Consider the following 23829-nt stretch of genomic DNA (forward strand, 5'->3'; position numbering starts at 1 on the left):
GGCAAAGCCGCCGGCGCGGGCAGGGTCTTGGGCAGCCCTGAAGGTGGGCAGGGGTTCCGGGTTGGCCGCAGGGGAGGAGGGTGGCGTGCGTTGCGCGGTGACGGCCAGGCCGGAACGGAAAGACGCAGTATAACGCAAAATAGTTTTGTAGAAAAATAAAACCCTTGTGAATACGGCGCAACAAGGCTGCGCCCGCTGGCAAAATGCCGCTATTGGCGTGCATTTATGCCGATTTGGCGGGCATAAACTGTCATTGCTGCTACACTGCCGGCAAATTTTGGCAAGTGCTATCGAAAGCAGCGTGAAGTGTCATATTTCTGTAACCGCTTTTTTCTATCCTTGCCATAATTGTAGATGGAAGGATTCCGCCCCATGCCCGCCAATATTCTGCTTGTTGAAGACGAACCCGCCATCCAGGAGCTGATTGCGTTCAATCTGGTCCAGGCTGGCCACCACGTACTGCGTGCCAGTACCGCCGAGGTGGCACTGACCCTGGTGAAGAACGCGCTGCCGGACCTCATCCTGCTGGACTGGATGCTGCCCGGCGCTTCCGGCGTTGAAATCGCCCGCAAGCTGCGCGCCGACGAGCGTACCCGCCAGATCCCCATCATTATGCTGACCGCCCGCTCCGAAGAGCAGGACAAGGTACAAGGCCTGGAAGCCGGCGCCGACGACTACATCACCAAGCCGTTCTCGCCGCGTGAGCTGCTGGCGCGCATCAAGGCCGTACTGCGCCGCCGTGCGCCGCAGATGACCGACGACGCGGTGGAAGTGAAAGGCCTGCGCCTGGACCCGGTTACGCACCGCGTACAGGGCAACGGTACCAATGTGGACCTGGGGCCGACCGAATTCCGCCTACTGCACTTTTTCATGACCCACGCCGAACGCGTGCACTCGCGCACCCAGCTGCTGGACCAGGTATGGGGCGACCACGTGTTTGTGGAAGAGCGCACCGTGGACGTGCACATCCGCCGCCTGCGCAGCGCGCTGGAACCCACCGGGCACGACAGCCTGATCCAGACCGTGCGTGGTACCGGCTACCGTTTCTCTGCCCAGGGGTAGGTTTTGGCTGAATTCTTCAAGCGCACGCTGGGCTGGCTGGTTGCCATCATGCTGGTGTCGCTGGCCTTCGGGCTGATTTTTGGTAGCACTGTCGGTGTGGTGCTGTTGCTGGCCACGCTGTTGCTGTGGCTATCGTTTCATCTTTATCACATCGCCCTGCTGGTGCGCTGGCTGAACAACCCGGTTCCCGGCCGGGTACCGGACGGCTTTGGCGCCTGGCACGGCATTTTCATGACCTTGTACCGCCAGGCGCGCAAGCAGAAGCAAAGCAAGAAGCGCCTGGCCGGCGTGCTGGACCGCTTCATCAACGCCGGTGAAGCCATGCCCGACGGCGTGGTGGTGCTGGACGAGTACGACCACATCGAGTGGATCAACCCGATGGCGGTGGAACACCTGGGCCTGAACCGCAAGACCGACATCGGCAGCCAGATCCTGAACCTGGTGCGCCAGCCGGCCTTCCACGACTACATGGCGGCGCAAAGCTACAGCCAGCCGTTGATCCTGCACGGCGGCAACAGCAAGGAGCTGGTGTTGTCCATTCAGCTGGTGCCGTTCGACACCACACGCAAGCTGCTGCTGTCGCGCGATATCACCCAGCTGGAGCGGGTGCAAACCGTACACCGCGACTTTGTGGCCAACGTGTCGCACGAGTTGCGCACGCCACTTACCGTGGTGGGTGGCTTTATCGAAACACTGTCCGACATGCCGCAGGTAGAAGACGCCACCCTGCGCCAGTTCCTGCCGATGATGCTGGAGCAGTCGCGTCGCATGCAAAGCCTTGTAGAAGACCTGCTGACGCTGTCGCGTATCGAAAACGGCCCGCGCACCGTGCTGCAGGACCGCGTAGACATGGCTGCGCTACTGGATACGCTGCTGGTAGAAGCCGAAGGGCTGTCGCAGGGACGTCACCAGATTGTGCTGCGGAATGATTGTTTGAACGACCTGTGGGGCAGCGCACAGGAACTGCACTCGGCGTTCGGCAACCTGGTGTCCAACGCCGTGCGCTACACGCCGGAAGGCGGCAGCATCTACCTGCGCTGGACGCAGGAAGACGATGGCCGCGTGGCGTTTACCGTGGCCGATACCGGCATCGGCATTCCACGCGAGCACCTGCCGCGCCTGACCGAACGCTTCTATCGTGTGGACCGGGGCCGCTCGCGCGGCAACGGCGGCACCGGCCTGGGCCTCGCCATTGTCAAGCACGTGCTGGCCCGCCACCACGCCAAGCTGGACATCCAGAGCGAGCCCGACAAGGGCAGCGTATTCAGCGTGATCTTCAATCCCGAACAGGTAGCCAGCCGTGATTGAGCATATCGTGTTGTTCCGTTTTGCCGGGCACGCCAGCAGCGCCGATACCGACGCCGCGCTGGCGGCTTTTGCGGCGCTGCCCGCTACCATTGCCGAGGTGTGCGATTTCCGTGCGGGTACCGACATCAGCCCGGAAAACCTGGCCCAGGGCTATACCCACGGCTGGGTGCTGCGCTTTGACGATGCTGCCGCGCTGCGCCGCTACCTAGACCACCCGGCCCATCTGGCTTTCGTGGCGCAGGTACAGCCGCTGCTGGCGCAGGCGCTGGTGTTCGATTTCGACAGCGGCCAAGCCTGACTCCCGCCATGCGGATGTGCTGTGCTGAGCGTTGCTGTCGGGCACGCTTGTGCCATTTATTGTGATTTCGCCATCGTCTTGTGCCTTGCTGGGGTGCTGGCGGGGCAATTTCTATTGCCGGCAGCCGCCTGCCGGCAGCTTGTAATGGCTTTGCTACAGGCGGTGGGCAAGGTAGCATGTGACGTACTACATCAGCGGCGCACCAAGCCTGTCGCCGCCCGTCAACATAACGAGCAACACACCCATGAACCGACTACAAGCCATCCGTCCTTTCGGCCAGCGCATCTGGCTGGACAACCTGTCCCGTGAACTGCTGCAAACCGGCGAACTGGCCCGCCTGCTGGCCGACGACGGCATTGCCGGCGTCACCTCCAACCCGGCCATTTTCCATAAAGCCATCAGCACCGACCCGCGTTACCAGGACGAGTTGGCCGCGCTGAAAACCGACGCCAGCCTCAGCGCCGAGCAGCGCTACGAAACGCTGGTGATCGCCGACATCCAGGCCGCCTGCGACCTGACCCTGCCGCAGTACCAGGCCACCGCCGGCGACGACGGCTACGTGTCGCTGGAGGTGTCGCCGGCACTGTCGCGCGACGAGGCAGGCACCCTGGCCGCCGCCCGCCGCCTGTGGGCCGCCATCGACCGCCCGAACGCCATGATCAAGATTCCGGCCACGCCGGAAGGCATTGCCGCCTTTGGCCAGCTGACCGCCGAAGGCATCAACGTCAACATCACGCTGCTGTTCTCGCTGCCGCAAGTTGAAGCGGTGTGGGACGCCTACATCGCCGGCCTTACCGCGCGTCACGCTGCTGGCCAGCCGCTGCGCCACGTGAAAGCCGTGGCCAGCTTCTTCCTGTCGCGTGTTGACAGTCTGCTGGACGCACAGCTGCCGGCCGAGCTGCAGGGCAAGGTAGCGGTGTCGCTGTCCAAAGTGGCGTACCAGCGCTACCTGGCGCGCTTCCACGGTGAGGAATTTGCCGTGCTGAAAGCTGCCGGCGCCCGCCCGCAGTTTCTGCTGTGGGCGTCCACCGGCACCAAGAACAAGGCCTACTCCGACGTGCTGTACGTAGAAAGCCTGATCGGCGACGAAACCGTCAACACCGTACCGGACGCCACGCTGGCGCTGTTCCGCGACCACGGCAACGCTGCCGCCACGCTGAACCAGGGCGCCGACGAGGCACGTGCCGTGCTGGAAGCAGCGGCTGCCGCGGGTGTGGATTTCAACGCGGCCGGCGAACAGCTGCAGCGCGATGGTCTGGTGCTGTTCGAGAAAGCCTTTGCCGAACTGCTGGTGTTGACCGCCTGATTGCCGGCAGTGTCTGCATGAAAAAAGCGCCCCTTAGGGTAATGCCAGTCAGTTAACGCTGACTGGCGTTTTTTGTTTAGGGGCTTGTTGCGTTGAAGTACGCTAGTGTGTCCGCTCTGCGGACGATGATTAGATGCCGGTTCCGCCCGGCAGACGGGAAAGGGGGCGGATTGCCGCCCCCTTTTCATTCCCCCGCAACCCGGGGCTGCTCGAAACCCCGTCCAAAACGGCACGCCCCAGGCGCCGCCGAACTCGCCCCTCGCTAACGGCTCGGGGCTCAAACAAATCGGCGTCTTAAAACCTGGGGCGAACCATTTTGACCGGCTCGCGCCAACGGGATGGGGCGCTTCACTCACGTCTTGCTACGTGAAAACCAAGCACATTCGCTTAACTGAATGGCATTAGCCCCTTAGGGCGCTTTTTGGTTGTTGCGGCCAACCTTGCCGCTCAGGCCGGCTGGTGGGTGGCGGCCAGCACGATCTCGCGGATGCACACGTTTTGCGGCGCTTCGTAGGCGTAGCGGATGGCGTCGGCCACGTCTTCGGCGCGCAGCACCGGGCCCATGGTGCGCTTCCACGCTTCGTAGCCTTCGCGGATGCCGGCATTGGTGGTGTGGCCCAGCAGCTCGGTTTCCACTGCGCCCGGGGCGATGGTGATCACCCGCACATTGTGGCTGCTTACTTCCTCGCGCAGGTTCTCGCTGATGGCGTGCACGGCAAACTTGCTGCCGCAGTAGGCCACGTGGTCGGGGAAGGTTTTGCGGCCGGCGATGGAGCTGACGTTGATGATGGTGCCGTGGCGACGCGCCATCATGCCGGCCAGTACGGCGTGGATGCCGTTGAGCACGCCACGCACGTTCACGTCCAGCATGCGTTGCCATTCGGTCGGGTCCTGCTCATGCATGCGGCCCAGCAGCATGACGCCGGCGTTGTTCACCAGCGCGTCGGCGGCGCCGTACTGCGCCTCCGCTTCCGCTACCGCAGCGTGCAGCGCGTTGGCATCGGTCACGTCTACCTGGCGGCACAGGGTATGCGGCAAGGCCAGTGCCTGCAGGCGTTCGATACGGCGTGCCAGCAGCAGCAGCGGGTAGCCCAGGGCCGACAGCTGGCGGGCGGTGGCTTCGCCGATGCCGGAACTGGCACCGGTAATGATGATCAGCGGTTTGCGCATGACAGGTCTTTCATGTGTTTGGTCGATGGCTGGCAGTGTATGTCGCGCCTAATCGCGTGAAAAATGATAAATTTCGCTGTCTGTCATCGAAAAATTCTATGGATTCGCGTCAGCTGAAGGCCTTCATCGCCGTATTCGAAGAGCGCAACATCACCCGTGCCGCTGCCCGGCTGCATCTGACCCAGCCCACGCTGTCGGTGACCATCCGCCAGCTGGAGGACGAGCTGGGCACGCCCTTGTTCGGGCGCGAGGCGCGTGGCGTCAGCGTCAGCGATGCGGCCCGCCGCTTGTACCCGCAGGCGCAGCAGTTGCTGGCGCAGATGACGCAGCTGAAAGCGCAGTTTGCGGCGCCGCAGGGCTGTCTGCCGCTGGCGTTGGGGGTAGAGGCTGATTTGGGCGCCGCCCAGCGCCAGGCGCTGCTGGCGCATTGCCGGCAGGCGCTGCCGCAGCTGCTGTTGCAGGTATTGCCCGGTTGCCGCGGCGAGGTGCGGCTGGCCAGCGAGGAGCTGCGCTGCGAGGACGAGCTGTTCCTGCCGTTGTGGGAAGAGGCTTTCGTGCTGGCGCTGCCGCACGCCAGCAGTGCAGCGGCCGTGACGCCGTTGCAGGCGATGGCGCTGGACTGGGTGGTGTGTCCGTCGCACCCGTCGCACCAGCGCTTGCTGGCGTGGTTGGGCGGCGGCGGGCCGGCGCTAGCCAGCGCGCATCAGGCCGGTAGCCTGGCGCTGGCGTGCGACATGGTGCAGGCCGGCCTGGGCGTGGCCTTGTTGCCGCCGGCGTTGTTGCGGCCGGGCATGGGCTGGCAGGCGCTGGAAGGGGCGGCGCCGTCGCGCCGGGTGGGGCTGTGTTATGCGGCCAACGTGGCCAGCCTGCCGGCAGTGGCGGCCTTGCTGCACAGCCTGCACGCTTGGCCGCAGGCGGCGGGCAGGGCGGTTTAGGCCGCCGGTTTCAGGGTACGGCGCGCGGCCATGCGCCGGCCGGCGTCGGCCAGCTCGCTGTCGTTGATCAGGGCGGCGGCGGTGGGGAACAGCCATTGCTCCTCGCGTTGCGCGTGCTCACGGTACAGGCGGGCAAATTCGTGCACTTCGTCGGCGCTGATGTCGTCCAGCGTGGCGGCGTTGTAGGCCAGCAGGTCATCGCGGATGGCGTTCCAGCGCGAGTGCAGGTAGCCGTGCTCGCCCAGCAGCTGTTCGATCTTGGGGGCGGCGTCCGGCTGGCGCGCCAGGATCAGCGGAAACAGCTCGTCTTCCTCGTCCTGATGGTGCGCCGGGCCGGCCAGGTCGAAGTAACGCACGATGCCGCTAATGGTGTTGATCACCGCCTGGTTGCGGCCGTGCTCGGCGATGTAGGCTGGCAGCGCGTCCAGCTGGTCGCAGAAGCGGCGTACCTTGTCGTGACAGGCGTACAGCATGTCCAGCGGTTCGTCGAACGAAGGGGCGGCTGCCGAGGCAGTCAGGGCGTCGAGGCTAAGCATGGCCATCTCCTGGCAAAGGTGTCGCTGCAGTATGGTGCGTGATGCTGCGTTTGCACATGACATGGCTCAAGCAGCGGTCTTTTTGCCGGCTCGCAAGGCGGGCGGGCGATGCTGTAAAGTGACGCACCCCCTGTGCCGGAGTATCCCATGCCTGAGCCGTTCCGCGTTTCCCCCCTGCCGCACGATGCGGCCAACCTGGCCGCTGCGCTGGCCTTGCACGACGCTGCCCACGCGCTGGAGGTGGCCTGGCTGGACGGTTACCGTCTGCCACGGCTGTGGCGTACGGTGGACGACATTGTCAGCAGCCCGCTGCAGATTCTGGCGGCCTGGGACGAGGCGGGGACGCTGTGCGGTTTGCTGACCCTGGGGCGTTACAAGGATGGCCGCGCCGATATCGCCCGCACGCTGGTCCACCCGCAGCGGCTGGGCGAGGGCTGGGCCGGCCGCCTGCTGACGGTGGCGTTGCAGCACGAGCAGGCTGCCACGGTGATGACGGCCGCGGCCAACCGTGCGGCCGTGCGCTGTTACCAGAAAGCCGGCTTTGTCGAAAGCAAGCGCTTTGCCGCGCCGGACGGCCTGCCGCTGTTGCGGCTGGCGTGGACGCGCGACGACAGCCCGCTACCGCTGAGCCTGGGCGACGACGGCTGGGTAAACGAGGCCCAGCACTTGCCGTCCCCCAATTGCGACGACTACCCGGTGCCGGCCGCCACCCCGTTGCTGGTGGTGCACAATATCAGCCTGCCGCCGTACCGTTATGGCGGCAGCGGCGTGGCCGAGCTGTTCACCAATACGCTGGACCCCGCCGCGCACCCGTTTTACGCCGAGATCGCCCATTTGCACGTGTCCTGCCACTTTTTCATCCGCCGCGACGGCAGCCTGCTGCAGTTTGTGCCGGTGCACCGCCGCGCCTGGCACGCCGGCGCCTCGAAGTGGCAGGGGCGCGAACGCTGCAACGATTTTTCGCTGGGGGTGGAGCTGGAAGGCTGCGACTTCGAGCCGTTCGCCCACGCCCAGTACCGTACCCTCGCCGCGCTGGCGCAGCTGTTGCAGGCGCAGTGCGGCGTGCAGGCCATTACCGGCCATGAGCACATCGCGCCGGGTCGCAAGACCGACCCTGGCCCGTACTTCGACTGGGCACGGTTGTCGGCTACGCTGGGGCGGCCGTTGCCGGAAAACGAGGCCTGATGCTGGCGGTCGGGCCGGCCCGCATTGCCACTGGCGGGCGGCCTTCTTATGATGGTGGCCCTGCCCATTCAGCCTGGCTGTTTTCCCCATGATCGTTTTACCCCGTTACAACTGGCTGCGGCTGCTGTTTGTCTGGCACGGCTCGGTACTGCCGCGCATTGTGTCGCGGCTGGCCATCGTGTTTGCGCTGTCGCTGCTGTCGGCGCTGCTGGATGGCTGGTGGCTGAGCCAGCACGCCGATTCGGCGCTGAACGTCAGCATTTTTACGCTGATGGGCGTGTCGCTGGCCATCTTCCTCGGCTTTCGCAACTCGGCCAGCTACGAGCGCTTCTGGGAAGCGCGCAAACTGTGGGGCGGCCTGCTGATTGTCAGCCGTTCGCTTACCGGCAAGCTGCAGCCGGTGGCGGCGCCGCAAGTGCGGCCGATGCTGTACGCCGTCTGTGCGCTGACCTACGCGCTGAAAGGCCAACTGCGCGACGACGATACCCACCCGCACCTGGTGCGCCTGCTGCCGGCCGAGCTGGCCGAACAGCTGCGCAGCGGCCGCAATATCCCGACGCGGCTGCTGGCCTGGCTGCACGCGCAGAACCACCAGCTGCTGCGCGACGGCCACCTCACCGAACAGCAGTGGCTGTCGGTAGACCGCAACCTGGACACGCTGGGCGAGGTGGTGGGCGGCTGTGAACGCATCCGCAATACGCCGATTCCGTTTACCTATCGCGTGCTGCTGAACCGTACCGTAACCGGCTATTGCCTGCTGCTGCCGCTGGGCCTGGTCACCACCATTGGCTGGCTCACGCCCATCATTGCCGTGTTCATCGCCTATACCTACCTGGCGCTGGACAGCCTGGGCGACGAGCTGGAAGAACCATTCGGCAAGGAAGGCAACGACCTGCCGTTGTCGGCGCTGTGCTACGGCATCGAGCAGTCGGTGCGCGACATGCTAGGCGAGCCGATGCCGGTGGCGCCACCGCAGCAGCAGGGCATTTACCAGTTCTGAGTCTGACAGGGTGGCGTAATGCAAAAAGGTTGGCCGCGGCCAACCTTTTTGCTGACGCGCAGCCGGCTTTACAGCTCGACCTGGGCGCCCATTTCCACCACGCGGTTGGACGGGATCTGGAAGAAGTCGGTGGCGCGCAGCGCGTTGCGGCTCATCCACACGAACAGCTTTTCGCGCCACGGCGACAGCCCTTCGCGGTCGGTCTGGATCAGCGTCTCGCGCGACAGGAAGAACGAGGTGTCCATCAGCTCGAATTGCATGCCGCGTGCTTCGCACAGGTCCAGTATCTCCTGCACGCTCGGTGTTTCCTTGAAGCCGTAGTAGGCCATCACGCGCCAGAAGCTGTTGGATAGCTGCTCGATCTCGATACGTTTTTCTGTCTCGATATACGGCACTTCCTCGGTACGGATGGTCATCAGTACGATGCGCTCGTGCAGCACCTTGTTGTGTTTGAGGTTATGCAGCAGCGCGTGCGGCACGCCGTGGGTGGAATTGGTCAGGAACACGGCGGTGCCCTGTACACGGTCCGGCGAGTAGGTTTCCATGTTCTCGATAAAACCGTCCAGCGGAATGGCCATCTCGTTCAGACGGCTCATCAGCAGCTTGCGGCCCTGGCGCCAGGTGCTCATCAGGATAAAGGCGATGACCCCAATCAGCAGCGGCAGCCAGCCACCGGCAAAGATCTTCACCACGTTGGCCGCAAACAGCGGAATATCCACGGCCAGCAGTGCCACCAACAGCGGTGCCACCACCCATAGCGGCCACTTCCATTGTTTCAGTGCCACGGTGCAGGCGAGGATGGAGGTAATGACCATGGTGCCGGTGACGGCAATGCCGTAGGCGCCGGCCAACGCGCTGGAACTCTGGAACATCACCACTACCGCAATCACGGCAAACAGCAGGCCCCAGTTGACCAGCGGGATGTAGATCTGGCCGATTTCCTTGTCGGAGGTATGGGTGATTTCCATACGTGGCAGAAAGCCCAGCTGTACCGCCTGGCGCGTCAGTGAAAACACGCCGGAGATCACCGCTTGCGAGGCAATAACGGTAGCGGCTGTCGACAGGATCACCATCGGCAGCAGTGCCCACTGCGGCGCCAGGTGGAAGAAGGGGTTAGCGCGGGCCGCCGGGTCGGCCAGGATTTCGGCGCCCTGGCCGAAGTAGTTCAGCATCAGCGCCGGCAGCACGTAGAAAAACCAGGCCAGGCGTATCGGCTTGCGGCCGAAGTGACCCATGTCGGCGTACAGCGCTTCGGCGCCGGTTAGTGCCAGTACCACCGAGCCCAGCGCTAGAAAGCCTACAGCGCGGTGTTCCAGCATGAAGTCCAGGCCCCAGGCCGGGTTCAGCGCGGCCAGTACCGCCGGGTTGCCGATAATGCCATGAATGCCCAAGGCGCCCAGTGCGCCGAACCACAGCATCATCACCGGGCCGAACAGCTTGCCCACGCTGGCAGTGCCGTGCTTCTGGATGACAAACAGCCCCACCAGCACCGCGATGGCAATTGGCAGCACATACGGTTTGAAGCTGGGCGTAATCACTTCCAGCCCCTCCAGTGCCGACAGCACCGACACGGCCGGCGTAATCACCACCTCGCCGTAGAAAAAGCCGCCGCCCATCAGGCCCAGCGCCGCCAGTAGCCAGCCCTTCGGGCCCACTGCACGTCGTGCCAGCGCCATCAGCGTCAGGATGCCGCCTTCGCCACGGTTATCGGCGCGCAGCACGAAGGACAGGTATTTGAGCGATACCACCAGGATCAGCCCCCATACGATCAGGGACAGGATGCCCAGCACGTTTTCCTGGCTGGGTGCCAGACCAAGGTGCGGGCTGAAGCATTCTTTCAATGTGTAGAGCGGGCTGGTGCCAATGTCGCCGTAAACCACGCCCAGGGCGGCCAGCGTCAGGCCGGCCAGTGCTTGCTTGTTATGCGCTTGCATGATGTTTGTCTTGTTGTTCGAGAGGTTTGCATGACAGCTTTGCTGCACTGCAAAAGGTACACCACAGGTGAGCGCGCAGATTACTCCCCTGCCTGCCAAATGGCCATGCGGCCAACACTGCTGATAACGCTTTATGCGGCGCGTGTAGGGGCTTTGCCACACCCGCGACACCATAGCCGCTTGCCGGAACGCTAGCCATATCACGCAGCTGGTCTGGTTCGATAAAAAGCAGCGCCAATCGGGCGCGGGCTGGCAGGAAGTGCTAATGGATGAGGCTGTCAGATGCGTTGGCGGGCACGCGCCGACACGCCAGCGCGACCGGCCTGGTGCCGGCCGGCGTGTGGTGGCTAATCGTGCCGTGTGGCGGTGTGGCCCAAAGGCAGAAAGGCCGCGCCACGTACGCCGCCATCATCGCCGTGGCGGGCTTTTTCGATGCGCGGTACCCGCGCGAACTTCAGCATGTAGCGCGGCAGGCGTTTGGGCAGCTCGCGGTACAGCTCGTCAAAGTTGGACAAGCCGCCGCCCAGCACGATCAGTGCCGGGTCGAGGATGGCCAGGTAGCCGGCAAAACAGCAGGCCATCAGCTCGAAAAACTGTTCGACGAACACTACGGTAGCCGGGTGGCCTTCGCGGTAGCGCTGGATGATGTCCACTGCCGCCAGCCGTTCGCTGAAACGGTGGAAAAACAACTGCTCGAAGCCGCGGCCGGACAGGTAGTTGTCGATGCAGCCACGTTGGCCGCAACCGCAGGCAAACACCGGCAAGTCGCCGCCAAAGGCTTGCAGTGCGTCGATCGGCAGCCGCATGTGGCCCAGTTCGCCGGCCACGTGGTTCAGGCCGTTGTGGATCTGGCCGCGGAAGATCATGCCGGCGCCGACGCCGGTCCCCAGAATCACGCCCAGTACCGAGGCCACACCGTGGTTGGCCGCATCCATTGCCTCGGACAGCGCAAAGCAGTTGGCGTCGTTATCGATGAACACCGGGCGGCCCAGGCGTTCTTGCAGGTCTTCCTGCAGCCGGCGGCCGTTGGCGGCCGGCACGTTGGCCGCCAGCAGGCTGCCGCTGATGCTGTCGATGATGCCGGGAATGCCCAGGCCGATGCTGCCCTGGCAGCCTAGCTCGGCATCGGTCTGCTCGATGCAGCGGCACAGCGCATCCAGCAGGGTGGGGTAATCGTTGGGGGTGGGAAAGCGCTGCTGGCGAACCCGCTTTAGCGAGGCGTCAAAGGCGCCGAATGCCACTTTGGTACCGCCGATGTCGAATCCGTAATGCATGGTGAAGTCTGTCTAGAAGGCAGGCTTGGCTGCGGTGTTTATCAAGATGTCTGCAAAAAAGTGCCGTTGCCGGTGAAGGCAACGGCCAAGCTCTGCATGACCTCTCCAGAGGTCGGCAAGGCGATGATACTACCTTGCCCTCCCTGAAAACCGGGCTGGCGCCCGGGTACTACAAAAACACCTTGCTGCTTAGAAGCCGATCCACACGCCAGTCAGGAACTGGTTGGTGTCTTTCGAACCGCTGGCTTTCGGGGCCACTTTGGTGAGGCGGGCGTACCACTCGGCGCCGCCACCGATATCGCGGCCGTACTGCACCGCGTAGCGGCTGTAGTCGTCAGCCACGCCGGTGTTGTTCTGGTTCATGTAGGCGGCCTTGATGTAGCCGGCCTTGCCCATGGTGTAGGTCAGGCCCAGCGAGGTTTCGCTGCCCTTGTTGGTTTGCTTGCCGGCTTTTTCCTGCTTGTACGACTGCACCATGGCACGCAGGGTCAGCTCGTCGCTCACGCCTACCGAAGCGGCCAGGTATTGCTGGCTGTTTTCGATATCGTTAGTGACAGTGGTGGTTTCGGTCACAATGCCAGTACCCAGATCCGCCTTGGTTTCCTTGGTCTTGGTAGCCGGTTTGCCGCCCAGCACGCCGGCGTACAGCGTGGCTTTGCCCACGGTCAGGGTGCCGGCCAGGTCGTACACGCTGTCCTTGTTATGTTTCTCGTTGCCCCAGCCGTGCTGTGCGCTGAAGCTGAAGTTGCCGATGGCCGGCGACTGGTAGCTCAGGGTGTTCGGCAGGTACACCTTGCTGGTGACCTTGCCGGCGCCGCCTTCGGCCACCGGCCAGAAGCCTACTTGGCCAAACGGCCAGTCCAGGGTGAGGTAGCTGTTGATGAAGGCGCGGCCGGCTTTCACGGTACCAAAGTCGCCGGACAGGGTGACGTAGGCTTCACGGCTGCCGATGCCAACCTTGTTTTCCACGGTTTCACCGGTGGCGATCTTCTGCGAGATGCGGGCGCCCAGCTTGTTGCCGCCGGCGATCTCTTTGCTGGCGTCAATGTTCAGCAACAGCGCACGGTCCAGTTCGCTGGTGGTGGTTTTGCCGTTGTCGGTGACGATGTAGTTGGCCTCGGCCGAGCCGCTCAGTTTGAAGATGTCGGTCCAGCTGTCGGCAAAGGCCGGGGTGGAAACCAGGGCGGCAATGATCATGGCCAGGGTTTTGCGTTGCATGTTGGTGTTCTCCATGTGTCGTGGTGACGGTGTCGTGGTGACGTTGCAGCTCTATGCCTATGTCATTTTGTAAGGGCGTGACACGGCACTTCTCTGGTGAGCGTGGTTTTTCGCCCGTGAAAACTAGTGGTGATGGCGGGGCAGTGCCTTGCCTTCTGCGTCGAACAGGTGGCAGTGCGTGGTGTCCAGCACCAAGCCGGTGCGCTGGCCGGGTGCTGGCGCTCGCTGGTTCCCGGCCAACTTAACGGCGATGTTGTCGCTGTAGCCGGCGGCGCGGACATGCACGATCTGCACGTCGCCCAGGTGCTCTACCAGATCTACCGTCACCGGCAGGCCGGCTTCTTCCAGGCGCAGGTGCTCGGCGCGAATGCCCAGCGTCAGCTCGCCTTCGGCGTTTCGGCCCTCCAGCGTCAGCAGTTCACCACCGGCCAGGCGCAAGCTGCAGCAGTTGCCGAAGGTGGCGGCGCTGACTGGCAGGAAGTTCATCTTCGGGCTGCCCAAGAAACCGGCCACGAACAGGTTGGCCGGGTGCTGGTACAGCTCCAGCGGGGTGCCTACTTGTTCGATGCGGCCGGCGTTGAACACGGCGATGCGGTCGCCCATGGTCATCGCTTCTACCTGGTCGTGGGTGACGTAGATCATGGTGCTGCCCAGGTCCTGGTGCAGGCGGGTCAGTTCGATGCGCATCTGCACGCGCAGCGCGGCGTCCAGGTTGGACAGCGGTTCGTCGAACAGGAACACGTCCGGCTTGCGGACGATGGCGCGGCCGATGGCCACACGCTGGCGCTGGCCGCCGGACAGCGCCTTGGGTTTGCGCTCCAGCAGGTGGCCGATTTGCAGGATGTCGGACGCGCGGGTAACGGCGTCGTGAATCTCCTGCTTGCTCTTGCCGGCCAGCTTCAGGCCGAAGGCCATGTTCTCGCGTACGGTCATGTGCGGGTACAGCGCGTAGCTCTGGAACACCATCGCCACGCCGCGGCGGGCGGGGGGCACGTCGTTGGCCAGTGTATCGCCGATCCACACTTCGCCTTCACTGATGTCTTCCAGCCCGGCGATCATGCGCATCATGGTGGACTTGCCACAGCCGGACGGGCCGACAAACACCATGAATTCGCCGTCGCGGATGTCCAGGTCCACGCCGTGGATCACGGTGGGGCCTTCGTCGTAGGTTTTCTTGATTTGCTTCAGTTTCAGTTCAGCCATGTTTCTTTCCTTGCGACGGCTCAGGCCAGTCGGGCCGGCATGCGGCCATGGGCGTCCAGGGTGTCTTGCAGCCAGTCGCGGACGGCGTGCAGGGCGGCGTCGGCAAAGCCGTAGGTCAGCAATGCCGGGGCGTTCAGGTCGGCGGCGGCGTAGGGGTTCCACAGCGCCAGGTGCAGGTCGGGCTGCCAGCTGGCGGCCTCGCGCGCGCCGTAGCGTTCGCGGGTGGTGGAGGCCAGCACGGTGTAGCGGCCATCCTGCGGCAGCGCGGTCCAGTCCAGCGCCTCGCGGCGGGCAAAGGTGACCACGTCCAGCTCGAAGGCTTCACCCAGCACGGCGATCAGCCGCTCGGCCGACAGGCCGGCTTCCGATACGCCGTCGGACGGCGCCTGCTGTTGCACCACCAGGCGCAGCTGGCGCGAGGTTGGCCGCAACGGCTGGCCGTGGGCGGTAAGGGCGCGCCGCCAGGCGTCGGCAAACAGCGCCTCGTCGGCCGCGCGTTGGCTGGCGGGGTAGTCGCGGGTGCGGCTAGGGTGACGGGCCACCAGGGCGTTGACGCGCTGCTCGGCCTCGGCCAGCCGTGCGCTGCCCAGGCTGCCGTCGCCGACGGCGTCTTCCAGTGCCTGGCGGCTGGCGACCATTTCGTCACGGAACTGCAGCACCAGCGACAGGTCGGCGCCGGCGCGCAGCGCCTGTGCCGTACCGGCGGCCTGGCCCCAGCGTTCGCGGATGGCTTTCATGTTCATGCCGTCGGTGATGGCTACGCCCTGGTAGCCCCATTGCTGGCGCAGCAGGGTGCCGAGGATGGCCGGCGACAGCGTGGCCGGCCACGCTTCGTCCAGCTGCGGGAACAGGATGTGCGCGCTCATCAGCGACGCGCTGTGCGGCAGCAGGGCGCGGAACGGCGCCAGCTCGTAGTCGTCCAGCGCGGCGCGCGGTTTGTCCACCACCGGCAGGTCGAGGTGCGAGTCGGTATGGGTGTCACCGTGGCCGGGGAAGTGCTTGACGCAGCAGGCGATATTTTCCTGCTGATGGCCCTGCATCCAGGCGGCGGCCAACCTCACCGCGCTTTCCGGGTGCTCGCCAAAGCTGCGCTCGCCGATCACCGGGTTTTGCGGGTTGTTGTTCAGGTCCAGCACCGGGCCGTAGTTGAGGTTGATGCCCAGCGACGCCAGGCCGCGCGCCAGCGCAGCGCCCACGTCGCGCGCCAGTTGCTCGTCGCCCACCGCACCCAGCGCCATCGCCGACGGCGCTTGCGGCAGGAACAGCGTGCGCATCACGGCGCCGCCTTCCTGGTCGATGCCGATCAGCACGTCGTCGCCACAGGCGGCGCGCAGCTGGTCTACCAGCGCACGGGTCTGGGCCGCGTCCTGCACGTTGCGGCGGAACAGGCAGATGGCGCGGATATGGTTGTCGCGCAGGAAGGCTTGGTCGTCGGCATCCAGCGTGGTGCCGGGCACATCCACCATCAGGGCACGGCCGGCCAGGCGGCGCAGATCTTGGCTCATTTCACAGCTCCGTCAAAGCCGCGCAGGAAGTAGCGCTGGGTAAACAGGAAGACGATCAGGATGGGCAGCACGGTCAGCACCGCGCCGGCGGCCACCACGCGAATCTTGAAACTGAAGGCGCCGGACAGGTACAGCACGCCCACCGACAGCGGGAACTTGTCCGGGCTGGCCATCACGATGGACGGCCAGATGTACTGGTTCCACGCTGCCACCATGGTGAGGATGGTGAGCGCGGCCAACGCCGGGCGCGCCAGCGGCAGCATGATGTGCCAGAAGATCTGCCATTCGGTGGCACCGTCCACGCGGGCGGCGTCTACCAGGTCGTTCGGCACCGCCTCGAAAGCCTGCTTCATCAGGAAGATGCCCACCGCACCGGCCAGGCCGGGCAGCACCACGCCGCTGTAGGTATCGCCCATGCCCAGCTTGGACACGGTGATGAAGTTCACCAGGAAGTTCACCTCCGACGGCAGGATCATGGTGGCCAGGATGGCGCCGAACACGATATTGCGGCCGGGAAACTGCATGCGCGCCAGCGGGTAGGCCGCCATGCTGCACACGATCAGCGTGCCGGCCACGGTCAGCGCCGAGATGATGATGGAGTTCTTGTAGAAGGCCAGTACGTCGATGGTGTTGAACACCTCGATGAAGTTGTCCAGGCCCGGGTTTTCCGGCCACATGCGTGGCGGGTAGGTAAACACGTCGCCGCTGGTGGACAGCGCGGTCACCAGCGTCCACCAGAACGGGTACACGGTAATCACCGCCAGCAGCACCAGCACCAGGTAGTGCAGGCTGCGGTTGGCCAGCTTGGCCACGTTGAGCTGGCGACGGTGCGCCGCCAGCGGCAGGGTCAGGGTTTTTTCCATGGCGGGCCTCATTTGGAACGCGGTTGCAGGTAGCGGAAGTTCAGCCACGCCAGCGCCACGCAGAACACCGACATCACCAGGCTGGCCGCCAGCGCGCGGCCGAAGTTCAGCGACTTGATGCCGAACTCGTAGGCGTAGAACAGCGCGGTATAGGTGGACTGCATCGGGCCGCCCTTGGTCATGATCTGTACTTCTTCAAACGACTTCACCGCAGCCAGCATCGACATTACCGAGCACAACAGGATGGTGGGCATCAGCAGCGGCACGGTGATCTTCCAGAAGCGCTGCCAGGCGTTGGCGCCGTCCAGCACCGCCGCTTCGTACACGTCTTGCGGCACGCTTTGCAGGCCGGCCAGGTACAGCACCATGTACCAGCCCAGGCCGCGCCAGATGGTGACGAACATCACCGCAAACAGCGCAATGCGGTCGTCGCTGAGCCAGCCGACCGGCTCGTTGATCACGTGCAGCCAGCGCAGCATGGCGTTCAGCGCGCCGTCGTCGGTGTACATGAAGTTCCAGATCACGCCGATCACCGACACCGTGGTCACCACCGGCAGGTAGTAGGCGGCGCGGAACAGCTTGATGCCCGGCAGCTGGTTGTTCACCAGCACCGCCAGCAGGATGGCCAGCACCTGGATCACCGGTACTACCAGCAGGTACAGCGCCGAGTTCTTCAGCGACGCGATGAACAGCTCGTCGGCGAACAGCTCGCGAAAGTTGTCCAGACCGACCCACACCGGGGCGTCGATCAGGTTGTATTGGGTAAACGCCAGGTAGGAACCAAAGCCCACCGGCCAAAAGGAAAACGCCAGCAACAGCACCAGCGCCGGCCCAAGGAACAGCCAGGCCTGTAAAGTGTTTTTCTTCGATGCACGCATACTTCACCGCTCGGTTCATGGCACCACCCTGGCCCGCTGCCAAGGTTGGCCGCAGTACTGGCAAGGGGGCGTGGTACAGCAAGCCTCCCGGGCGCGGGCAATACCCGGCACTGCCTGCCCGCCGGGCGGCGGGCAGGGGGAGCAATAGCCACGGCGCAAAGCCGTGGCACATCAGCACGCGGGGTTTACAGCTTGCTGTTCCAGAAGGCTGCGGCTTCGTCCAGCGCGGCTTTCGGGTCCTTGCGGCCGGTAACGGCTTGTTCCACCGCGGCGGCCAGCTTGTTGGACAGCACTTCCGGGTCTTTCACGCCGGACAGGAAGATGGTGCGGGTGCTATCCAGGCTGGACGCAGCTACCGCTACCGCCTGTTCCACCGCGCCACCCGGGGCCGCTACGGTCTGGAAGTGCGGGTCTTTGGCAGCGCGGGCGCTGGTTGGCAGGGTGCCGGCCAGTTTGGAGAACGCCAGCTGGTTGGCGTCGTTGGTCAGGTAGTTGGCAAACTTGCCCACTTCCGGCAGCAGCGCCTTGTCCACGTTGCGTGCTACCGCGAAGTTGAACATCCAGCCGCCGGAGGCAATGCCGGTCGGGCCCACCGGGGCGGCGGCGACGGCGGTAGCCTTGTACAGCACCGGCGCTTCGTCACGGATGCGGGTCAGCGAGGTGGGGGTGGAAACCAGCATCGCCATCTTGCCGGCGTTGTAGGCCTGCATCTGCACCTGGAAGTTGTCCTGGGCGAACAGGTTGTCTTTCAGCAGCGCGCCGGCTTTGTAGGCGTCGGCCAGCTTTTTCATCATCGCCACGTGTGCCGGGCTGTTGAACACCGCTTTGCCGCCTTTCACCACGTCCAGGCCGTTCTGGATAAAGAAGCCTTCGATCTTGGTGGGGCCCAGGGTGGGGGCAAAGCCGGCGACGCCGGTCTTGGCCTTGATGGCTTTGGAGAACGACAGCTGTTCGTCAAACGTCTTCGGCGCGGCTTTCAGGCCGGCGCGGGCAAAGATGTCCTTGTTGTAGGCAATCACGTTGGCGCCGTTGTAGTGCGGGAAGGCGTAGGTCTTGCCTTCAAAAGTCACGTCAGCCAGTGCGCCACGCACGAACTGCGCCTTGTTGATGATGCCGTCCACCGGCTGGATCAGGCCGTCCTGCTTGTAGTCGTACGCCCAGGGCACGTTCAGGTTCACCAGCGCCGGCGGTTTGCCCGCGCCCACGGCGGCGGTGAACTTGGCCTGGATCACGTCCCACGGGTAATCGGTCCACTTCACTTCCACGCCCGGGTTCTGCGCGTTGTACTTGCTCACCAGATCCTTGAAGTAGCCGTCAAATTTGGGCGACAGGCTCATGGTCCACACTTCGATCACCGGCTTGTCGGCGGCAAAGGCACCAAAAGAGGCAGTCAGGCCAACGGCCAGCAGCGTGGCGCTGGCGATAGATTTCAGTTTCATGCTGGGACTCTCGCGTAGGTTGTGTTGTGCTGGCGTGGGCGGCCGCGGCAGGGCCGGCTTGCGCCTGTGTGCTACCGGTTGGCAGCACACGCTTTCCGTGTTTGGCCGTGGCGTTGGCGGGTTGTTGTAAAGCCTTGCGACCGCGGCGAAGCCAATCTAATACCAGCGAAATACCAGAGCAATACCAATGTGAAACCTTTCGCCAATGTTGCAGTGCGACTACATCAAAAATGCAACAGAAGCTTATTGGAATCGATACCAAACTGCTAAAAATCAGCACTTTGGTAACGTGCGTTATTATTTTCTTGTTTGCGATTTTAAGGCAGTTTTATGGCGTGATTTTGTTTTATATTCGAATAAACTGTCGATGTATGCGGGTGGCTAACACGTAATCAGCTGTTGAGGCTTGGCAAAGCAGGTTGCAGGAAATATCCGTCATCACTGGTCTTTATTGGTATGCAAGCTGGTGTCGCACTGGTAGGGCAGCAGGGTGGTCGACGGGAAAGGGTTGGCCGCACGGCTAGCGCGGGCAGGCGAGAGTAGAGATCACGCTCATGGCATACTGGGCGCCTGCCCGACAGGTAAAACGCCATGACCAATACCGCTACTGATTTGCCCAAGCTACTGACCGACGCGCCAGCCAAAGCCAAGGAGGATCTGCTGGGCTTCCAGCCGCACGCCGACAGGTTGGCCGCCATGCTGCTGAATCAGCAGTTTCCGGACGCCAGCTTTGTGGTGGGGATCGAAGGCGAGTGGGGCGAAGGCAAGTCAACCTTCATCAACTGCCTGAAGCAGCGTTTTGAACAAGCCGAAGAAAAAGGAGAAACCCCGCCCGTTGTGGTCGACTTCAATCCGTGGTGGTTTGATAACCCGGAAAAGACAGCAAGCAATCTATTGGAGGCCATCATCAATGGCCGCGACCTGTGTGATATCAAAGCGAAGAAGGCGCTCGCTAACTTACTGAAAGCGCTCAATCACGTTAATCCTTGGCTGGAAAAGTTGTTCTCAAACCCAGTGGTTTTGGCGCCGTTTTTTGGTACTAGTGCGGTTGCTGCGTATAAAAGTGAAACTTGGCTTGGTGTGGCAGGGGCTGCAGTCGTCGCTTTGGTCTGCCATCTGGGATTGCAATGGTTGGCTCGGCAGCGAACGTACTCTGAATCCTTGGCAGGCCTGAAGCAGAAGGCGGCCGCAGCTCTGAAGTCTGAAAAGATGAAAGGCCAAAAGCAGATTGTCATCATTGATGACCTCGATCGCCTGTCGCACGAAGAAATCCGGGAGGTGTTTCGTGCGGTGAAGGGCGTGCTGGATTTGCCGAATATCGTCTACGTCATTGCCTACGACCGCGCTATCGTGGCGTCGGCGCTGGATGAGGTACATAAGGGCAGGGGCGAGGCCTATCTGGAGAAGATCGTGCAGCTGCCGTACCGCTTGCCGAAGCCGACGTCAGCGGCATTCAACGCGTATTGGTTAAATGGTCTGGGAGCATTGCCCGCATTCAAGAACAAACTGGCTGACTCGTCTGCAGATACCGCAGATTGTTTGCAAGTTCTGGTCGATGCATTTGTGCAAACCCCACGCGACATGAAGCGCTTGTACGCGAATTTGCTGCTTAACGACTCGGTGGCGCAACAGCTGGGGATAACGGCCGAGGACTTTGCATTTCTGGAAGCCATGCGTCTGAAAAATAGTGCTCTTTGGCGTGCTGTAGCCGCCATCTGGAAGGATCCGGAAGGATTGAGAGAGTTACAAGCAGGAAGGAATTACAAAATAAGTGTAGGCGACGAGGGGCAGATGAAGCCTTTCCCGTGGGGAATGCAAGAAGCTGAGTTGGCATGGATGAAAGACCGGGGGATCGATTTTGCCGAATTGCCATCGGCCACCAAGTCGGCCTTGATGTATTTTCTGGGCTGGTCGGAAAGAAAGACGGTTCAACACCGCGAGCTCGACGCCACGGAGCTGGTGTCCATGTGGGCGGCTTTGCGTTCGGGAGATGAGCAAGAGATGCAGCGGCTTGCCCGAGCATGGCAGTTTTACTTGCAATATGCGCGTGATGCCGGCAACGAAGATTCGTGATGCGAGCTGCGGTTTAATAGGGGCGCAGTGGGCCTGCACTTGCGGCCAACCTTCCCCCCGCCCGCTGCTACCCGCTACAATCAACGCCATTTCGCAGAATTTCCAAGGAACCCGCTCATGCGTGCCTCGCAGTTTTTCATCTCTACCCAGAAAGAAGCCCCCGCCGACGCGGACATCGTCAGCCAGAAGCTGATGCTGCGTGCCGGCTTTATCCGCAAGGTTGCCGCCGGTGTGTACAACTGGATGCCGATGGGCCTGCGCAGCCTGAAGAAGGTGGAAAACATCGTGCGCGAAGAGATGAACCGCGCGGGTGCCATCGAGCTGGTGATGCCGGTGGTGCAGCCGGCCGGCCTGTGGCAGGAAACCGGCCGTTTCGACGGCATGGGCGCCGAGCTGCTGCGCTTTAAAGACCGCCACGACCGCGACTTCGTGATTCAGCCCACTTCCGAAGAAGTGGTGACCGACATCGCCCGCGCCGAGCTGCGCAGCTACCGCGCGCTGCCGAAAAACTTCTACCAGATCCAGACCAAGTTCCGCGACGAGCGCCGCCCGCGCTTTGGCGTGATGCGTGGCCGCGAATTCACCATGAAGGACGCGTACTCGTTTGACCGCACCGCCGAAGACGCCGGCAAGAGCTACGACAACATGTTCGCCGCCTACTGCCGCATCTTCGACCGCCTGGGCCTGACCTACCGCGCAGTGGCGGCCGATACCGGCGCCATCGGTGGCGACCGTTCGCACGAATTCCAGGTGATTGCCGAAACCGGCGAAGACGCCATCGTGTACTGCCCGGACAGCGATTACGCGGCCAACATCGAGCTGGCCGAGGCGCTGGCCCCGGCCGGCGAGCGCGCTGCTGCCGCCGCCGAACTGGCCAAGGTACACACCCCAGGCGTGAAGACCATTGCCGACCTGGTGAGCTTCCTGAACGTGGACATCACCCGCACCGTGAAGGCGGTGGTGGTGGAAGGCGAAGAAGGCGACGCGGTGCTGATGCTGGTACGCGGCGACCACGAGCTGAACGAAGTGAAGGCCGAAAAAGTGGCCGGCATCAAGAAGCCGCTGACCATGGCCAGCCCGGCGCTGATCAAGGACGCCTTTGGCGCCAACCCGGGCTCGCTGGGCCCGGTGGGCTTCAAGGGCCGCGTGGTAGCCGACCGTACCGTGGCCAAGATGGCCGACTTTGTGATCGGCGCCAACGAAGACCACTACCACTACACCGGTGCCAACTTCGTGCGCGATTGCGCCGAGCCGGAAGTGGCCGACATCCGCAATGTGGTGGTAGGTGACCCGTCGCCGTGCGGCAAAGGCGTGCTGGCCATCCAGCGCGGTATCGAGGTGGGCCACGTGTTCTACCTGGGCACCAAGTACTCCAAGGCCATGGACGCCACCTTCCTGGACGAAGACGGCAAGCCGAAGCACTTCGAGATGGGCTGCTACGGTATCGGCGTCAGCCGCATCCTGGGCGCCGCCATCGAGCAGAACTTCGACGACAAGGGCATGATCTGGCCGGACGCCATCGCGCCGTTCACCGTGGTGGTGTGCCCGGTGGGCTACGACCGCTCCGAAGGCGTGAAAGCCGCCGCCGACGCGCTGTACGCCGGCCTGCAAGCCAAGGGCGTGGACGTGATCATCGACGACCGTGGCGAGCGCCCGGGCGCGATGTTTGCCGACTGGGAGCTGATCGGCGCGCCGCACCGCATCACCATCGGCGACCGCGGCCTGAAAGAAGGCAAGGTGGAGTACCAGCACCGTCGCGATAGCGAAGCCACTGCGGTGGCGCCGGACGCCATCCTGGACTTCGTGCTGGCCAAGCTGGCCTGATTGCGGCCATGACCCCGCTGCGACTTGCCCTGCCGCTGTTGCTGGCCGCCCTGCTGGCGGCCGCACCGGCGTGGGCGGGCGCGCAGCGCGAGGAGGCGCTGGCGGCCAACGTGGCCAGCGCCATGTCGCGCAGCATTGCCGACGTGAACGCGCCGCGGCTGGTGTTCGAAGACCCGCGCGAAGGCCCGCTGTGGCTGGCGGAGATGTCGCGCCGGCTGCAAAAGCGCATTCCCGACCAATGGATGCGCGAGCGGCTGCTGACCGCCATCCATTACGAGGCCACCCGCGCCGGGCTGGACCCGCAGATGGTGCTGGGGCTGATCCAGGTGGAAAGCGGCTTCAAGAAGTACGCCATTTCGCCGGTGGGCGCGCGCGGCCTGATGCAGGTGATGCCGTTCTGGGTGCGCAGCATCGGCACGCCGGACCACAACCTGTTCGACCTCACCACCAATCTGCGTTACGGCTGCACCATTTTGCGGCATTACCTGGATATCGAACGCGGCAACCTGTTCCGTGCGCTGGGCCGCTACAACGGCAGCCTGGGCCGTGCCGAGTACCCCAACCTGGTAGTGGGCGCCTGGAAGGCCAACTGGCAATGGCAGCCGCCCGCCAGCCTTAACCGTACCGCCTGGCAGCCTGCCCGGCCCTGAATGGCAAGCGTTGGCCGCAATGGGCCGCTTTTGCTGCTGCAAAAACAAAAACCGCCCAACCGGGCTAATGCCAGTCAGTTAAGACTTGCGACTGCAAATCCAGTAAAAGGGAACATGTTCATCATGTTCCCTTTTTTGCTGTATGAGCCTGCTACAACACGCATTAAA

At 63.5% G+C, this 23829-nt stretch carries 20 protein-coding genes and 1 pseudogene; 11 read left to right on the forward strand and 10 right to left on the reverse strand.

Translation table 11 applies throughout. From position 1 onward, the window contains the following. Nucleotides 1-372: 372 nt before the first annotated feature. The 4 genes from phoB to tal all read left to right on the forward strand — a co-directional run bounded on the left by phoB (nt 373) and on the right by tal (nt 3974). The gene (gene phoB / locus ACK4FZ_RS17160) at nt 373-1062 is read left to right on the forward strand and encodes a phosphate regulon transcriptional regulator PhoB (RefSeq protein ID WP_144370793.1); all 690 of its coding nucleotides are present in this window, start codon (nt 373-375) and stop codon (nt 1060-1062) included. 3 nt (nt 1063-1065) lie between these two features. Then, entirely contained in the window at nt 1066-2370 is a 1305-nt protein-coding gene (gene phoR, locus ACK4FZ_RS17165; RefSeq protein WP_409823122.1) for a phosphate regulon sensor histidine kinase PhoR, read from the forward strand. Further along, nucleotides 2363-2668 (forward strand): Dabb family protein, encoded by a 306-nt coding sequence (locus ACK4FZ_RS17170; protein ID WP_409823125.1) that lies wholly within the window; start codon nt 2363-2365, stop codon nt 2666-2668. The genes phoR and ACK4FZ_RS17170 overlap by 8 nt, the downstream gene beginning before the upstream one ends. Before the next feature lie 244 nt (nt 2669-2912). Then, nucleotides 2913-3974 carry a transaldolase gene (tal, locus tag ACK4FZ_RS17175; protein WP_144370796.1) on the forward strand — a complete coding sequence of 354 codons (1062 nt, stop codon included), beginning with the start codon at nt 2913-2915 and terminating at the stop codon, nt 3972-3974. Nucleotides 3975-4421: 447 nt separating this feature from the next. Here tal and ACK4FZ_RS17180 read toward each other — a convergent pair whose 3' ends face one another. Continuing rightward, nucleotides 4422-5144 carry an SDR family oxidoreductase gene (locus tag ACK4FZ_RS17180; RefSeq protein WP_409823128.1) on the reverse strand — a complete coding sequence of 241 codons (723 nt, stop codon included), beginning with the start codon at nt 5142-5144 and terminating at the stop codon, nt 4422-4424. 98 nt (nt 5145-5242) lie between these two features. Between ACK4FZ_RS17180 and ACK4FZ_RS17185 the strand changes: the two genes are divergently transcribed. Continuing rightward, nucleotides 5243-6079: a LysR family transcriptional regulator gene (locus ACK4FZ_RS17185; RefSeq protein WP_409823131.1), complete on the forward strand. Its 837-nt coding sequence runs from the start codon at nt 5243-5245 to the stop codon at nt 6077-6079. Here the strand turns inward: ACK4FZ_RS17185 and ACK4FZ_RS17190 are convergent. Next, complete coding sequence (locus ACK4FZ_RS17190) at nt 6076-6615, reverse strand: hemerythrin domain-containing protein (RefSeq protein ID WP_144370800.1); 540 nt, start codon at nt 6613-6615, stop codon at nt 6076-6078. The genes ACK4FZ_RS17185 and ACK4FZ_RS17190 overlap by 4 nt on opposite strands. A gap of 147 nt (nt 6616-6762) precedes the next feature. Here ACK4FZ_RS17190 and ACK4FZ_RS17195 point away from each other — a divergent pair. The 3 genes and pseudogenes from ACK4FZ_RS17195 to ACK4FZ_RS17205 form a co-directional block, all read left to right on the forward strand. After that, nucleotides 6763-7203, forward strand: a pseudogene (locus ACK4FZ_RS17195) (GNAT family N-acetyltransferase); the annotation flags it as partial. A gap of 36 nt (nt 7204-7239) precedes the next feature. Next, on the forward strand, nt 7240-7800 hold the full coding sequence (ampD, locus tag ACK4FZ_RS17200) for a 1,6-anhydro-N-acetylmuramyl-L-alanine amidase AmpD (RefSeq protein ID WP_409823163.1): 561 nt from the start codon (nt 7240-7242) through the stop codon (nt 7798-7800). An 88-nt stretch (nt 7801-7888) separates the two neighbouring features. After that, on the forward strand, nt 7889-8800 hold the full coding sequence (locus tag ACK4FZ_RS17205) for a bestrophin family protein (RefSeq protein ID WP_409823134.1): 912 nt from the start codon (nt 7889-7891) through the stop codon (nt 8798-8800). A 68-nt stretch (nt 8801-8868) separates the two neighbouring features. Here ACK4FZ_RS17205 and kup read toward each other — a convergent pair whose 3' ends face one another. The 8 genes from kup to ACK4FZ_RS17245 all read right to left on the reverse strand — a co-directional run bounded on the left by kup (nt 8869) and on the right by ACK4FZ_RS17245 (nt 19114). Further along, nucleotides 8869-10734, reverse strand: a complete 1866-nt coding sequence (gene kup / locus ACK4FZ_RS17210) for a low affinity potassium transporter Kup (RefSeq protein ID WP_409823137.1) — start codon at nt 10732-10734, stop codon at nt 8869-8871. Nucleotides 10735-11081: 347 nt separating this feature from the next. Continuing rightward, the gene (gene nagK / locus ACK4FZ_RS17215; RefSeq protein WP_409823139.1) at nt 11082-12008 is read right to left on the reverse strand and encodes an N-acetylglucosamine kinase; all 927 of its coding nucleotides are present in this window, start codon (nt 12006-12008) and stop codon (nt 11082-11084) included. A gap of 189 nt (nt 12009-12197) precedes the next feature. Then, nucleotides 12198-13226, reverse strand: a complete 1029-nt coding sequence (locus ACK4FZ_RS17220) for a porin (protein WP_409823140.1) — start codon at nt 13224-13226, stop codon at nt 12198-12200. Between the two features lie 123 nt (nt 13227-13349). Next, nucleotides 13350-14429, reverse strand: a complete 1080-nt coding sequence (locus ACK4FZ_RS17225; protein ID WP_409823143.1) for an ABC transporter ATP-binding protein — start codon at nt 14427-14429, stop codon at nt 13350-13352. A gap of 20 nt (nt 14430-14449) precedes the next feature. Next, a complete protein-coding gene (gene nagZ / locus ACK4FZ_RS17230) occupies nt 14450-15934 on the reverse strand; it encodes a beta-N-acetylhexosaminidase (RefSeq protein WP_409823146.1) in 1485 nt (494 codons plus the stop codon). Continuing rightward, nucleotides 15931-16797 (reverse strand): carbohydrate ABC transporter permease, encoded by an 867-nt coding sequence (locus ACK4FZ_RS17235; protein WP_144370810.1) that lies wholly within the window; start codon nt 16795-16797, stop codon nt 15931-15933. The genes nagZ and ACK4FZ_RS17235 overlap by 4 nt, the downstream gene beginning before the upstream one ends. Before the next feature lie 8 nt (nt 16798-16805). After that, nucleotides 16806-17675 (reverse strand): carbohydrate ABC transporter permease, encoded by an 870-nt coding sequence (locus ACK4FZ_RS17240; RefSeq protein ID WP_409823149.1) that lies wholly within the window; start codon nt 17673-17675, stop codon nt 16806-16808. Between the two features lie 185 nt (nt 17676-17860). Beyond that, a complete protein-coding gene (locus tag ACK4FZ_RS17245) occupies nt 17861-19114 on the reverse strand; it encodes an ABC transporter substrate-binding protein (protein ID WP_409823152.1) in 1254 nt (417 codons plus the stop codon). A 591-nt stretch (nt 19115-19705) separates the two neighbouring features. On the opposite strand from ACK4FZ_RS17245, the gene ACK4FZ_RS17250 reads away from it, so the two are divergent. The 3 genes from ACK4FZ_RS17250 (at nt 19706) to ACK4FZ_RS17260 (ending at nt 23661) form a co-directional block, all read left to right on the forward strand. Beyond that, nucleotides 19706-21187: a P-loop NTPase fold protein gene (locus tag ACK4FZ_RS17250; RefSeq protein WP_409823155.1), complete on the forward strand. Its 1482-nt coding sequence runs from the start codon at nt 19706-19708 to the stop codon at nt 21185-21187. A gap of 117 nt (nt 21188-21304) precedes the next feature. Beyond that, nucleotides 21305-23011 carry a proline--tRNA ligase gene (locus ACK4FZ_RS17255; protein WP_409823158.1) on the forward strand — a complete coding sequence of 569 codons (1707 nt, stop codon included), beginning with the start codon at nt 21305-21307 and terminating at the stop codon, nt 23009-23011. An 8-nt stretch (nt 23012-23019) separates the two neighbouring features. After that, on the forward strand, nt 23020-23661 hold the full coding sequence (locus ACK4FZ_RS17260) for a lytic transglycosylase domain-containing protein (RefSeq protein WP_409823160.1): 642 nt from the start codon (nt 23020-23022) through the stop codon (nt 23659-23661). Nucleotides 23662-23829: the final 168 nt, after the last annotated feature.

It is taken from the genome of Vogesella sp., from assembly GCF_046297735.1.
GTDB classification, from domain to species: domain Bacteria; phylum Pseudomonadota; class Gammaproteobacteria; order Burkholderiales; family Chromobacteriaceae; genus Vogesella; species Vogesella urethralis.

What these genes read in the sequence shown, in the direction of transcription:
- phoB (WP_144370793.1), top strand. Translation starts at nt 373, where the DNA reads ATGCCCGCCAATATTCTGCTTGTTGAAGACGAACCCGCCATCCAGGAG.
- tal (WP_144370796.1), top strand. Translation starts at nt 2,913, where the DNA reads ATGAACCGACTACAAGCCATCCGTCCTTTCGGCCAGCGCATCTGGCTG.
- ACK4FZ_RS17180 (WP_409823128.1), bottom strand. Translation starts at nt 5,144, where the DNA reads ATGCGCAAACCGCTGATCATCATTACCGGTGCCAGTTCCGGCATCGGC.
- ACK4FZ_RS17185 (WP_409823131.1), top strand. Translation starts at nt 5,243, where the DNA reads ATGGATTCGCGTCAGCTGAAGGCCTTCATCGCCGTATTCGAAGAGCGC.
- ACK4FZ_RS17190 (WP_144370800.1), bottom strand. Translation starts at nt 6,615, where the DNA reads ATGCTTAGCCTCGACGCCCTGACTGCCTCGGCAGCCGCCCCTTCGTTC.
- ACK4FZ_RS17205 (WP_409823134.1), top strand. Translation starts at nt 7,889, where the DNA reads ATGATCGTTTTACCCCGTTACAACTGGCTGCGGCTGCTGTTTGTCTGG.
- kup (WP_409823137.1), bottom strand. Translation starts at nt 10,734, where the DNA reads ATGCAAGCGCATAACAAGCAAGCACTGGCCGGCCTGACGCTGGCCGCC.
- nagK (WP_409823139.1), bottom strand. Translation starts at nt 12,008, where the DNA reads ATGCATTACGGATTCGACATCGGCGGTACCAAAGTGGCATTCGGCGCC.
- ACK4FZ_RS17220 (WP_409823140.1), bottom strand. Translation starts at nt 13,226, where the DNA reads ATGCAACGCAAAACCCTGGCCATGATCATTGCCGCCCTGGTTTCCACC.
- ACK4FZ_RS17225 (WP_409823143.1), bottom strand. Translation starts at nt 14,429, where the DNA reads ATGGCTGAACTGAAACTGAAGCAAATCAAGAAAACCTACGACGAAGGC.
- nagZ (WP_409823146.1), bottom strand. Translation starts at nt 15,934, where the DNA reads ATGAGCCAAGATCTGCGCCGCCTGGCCGGCCGTGCCCTGATGGTGGAT.
- ACK4FZ_RS17235 (WP_144370810.1), bottom strand. Translation starts at nt 16,797, where the DNA reads ATGGAAAAAACCCTGACCCTGCCGCTGGCGGCGCACCGTCGCCAGCTC.
- ACK4FZ_RS17240 (WP_409823149.1), bottom strand. Translation starts at nt 17,675, where the DNA reads ATGCGTGCATCGAAGAAAAACACTTTACAGGCCTGGCTGTTCCTTGGG.
- ACK4FZ_RS17245 (WP_409823152.1), bottom strand. Translation starts at nt 19,114, where the DNA reads ATGAAACTGAAATCTATCGCCAGCGCCACGCTGCTGGCCGTTGGCCTG.
- ACK4FZ_RS17250 (WP_409823155.1), top strand. Translation starts at nt 19,706, where the DNA reads ATGACCAATACCGCTACTGATTTGCCCAAGCTACTGACCGACGCGCCA.
- ACK4FZ_RS17255 (WP_409823158.1), top strand. Translation starts at nt 21,305, where the DNA reads ATGCGTGCCTCGCAGTTTTTCATCTCTACCCAGAAAGAAGCCCCCGCC.
- ACK4FZ_RS17260 (WP_409823160.1), top strand. Translation starts at nt 23,020, where the DNA reads ATGACCCCGCTGCGACTTGCCCTGCCGCTGTTGCTGGCCGCCCTGCTG.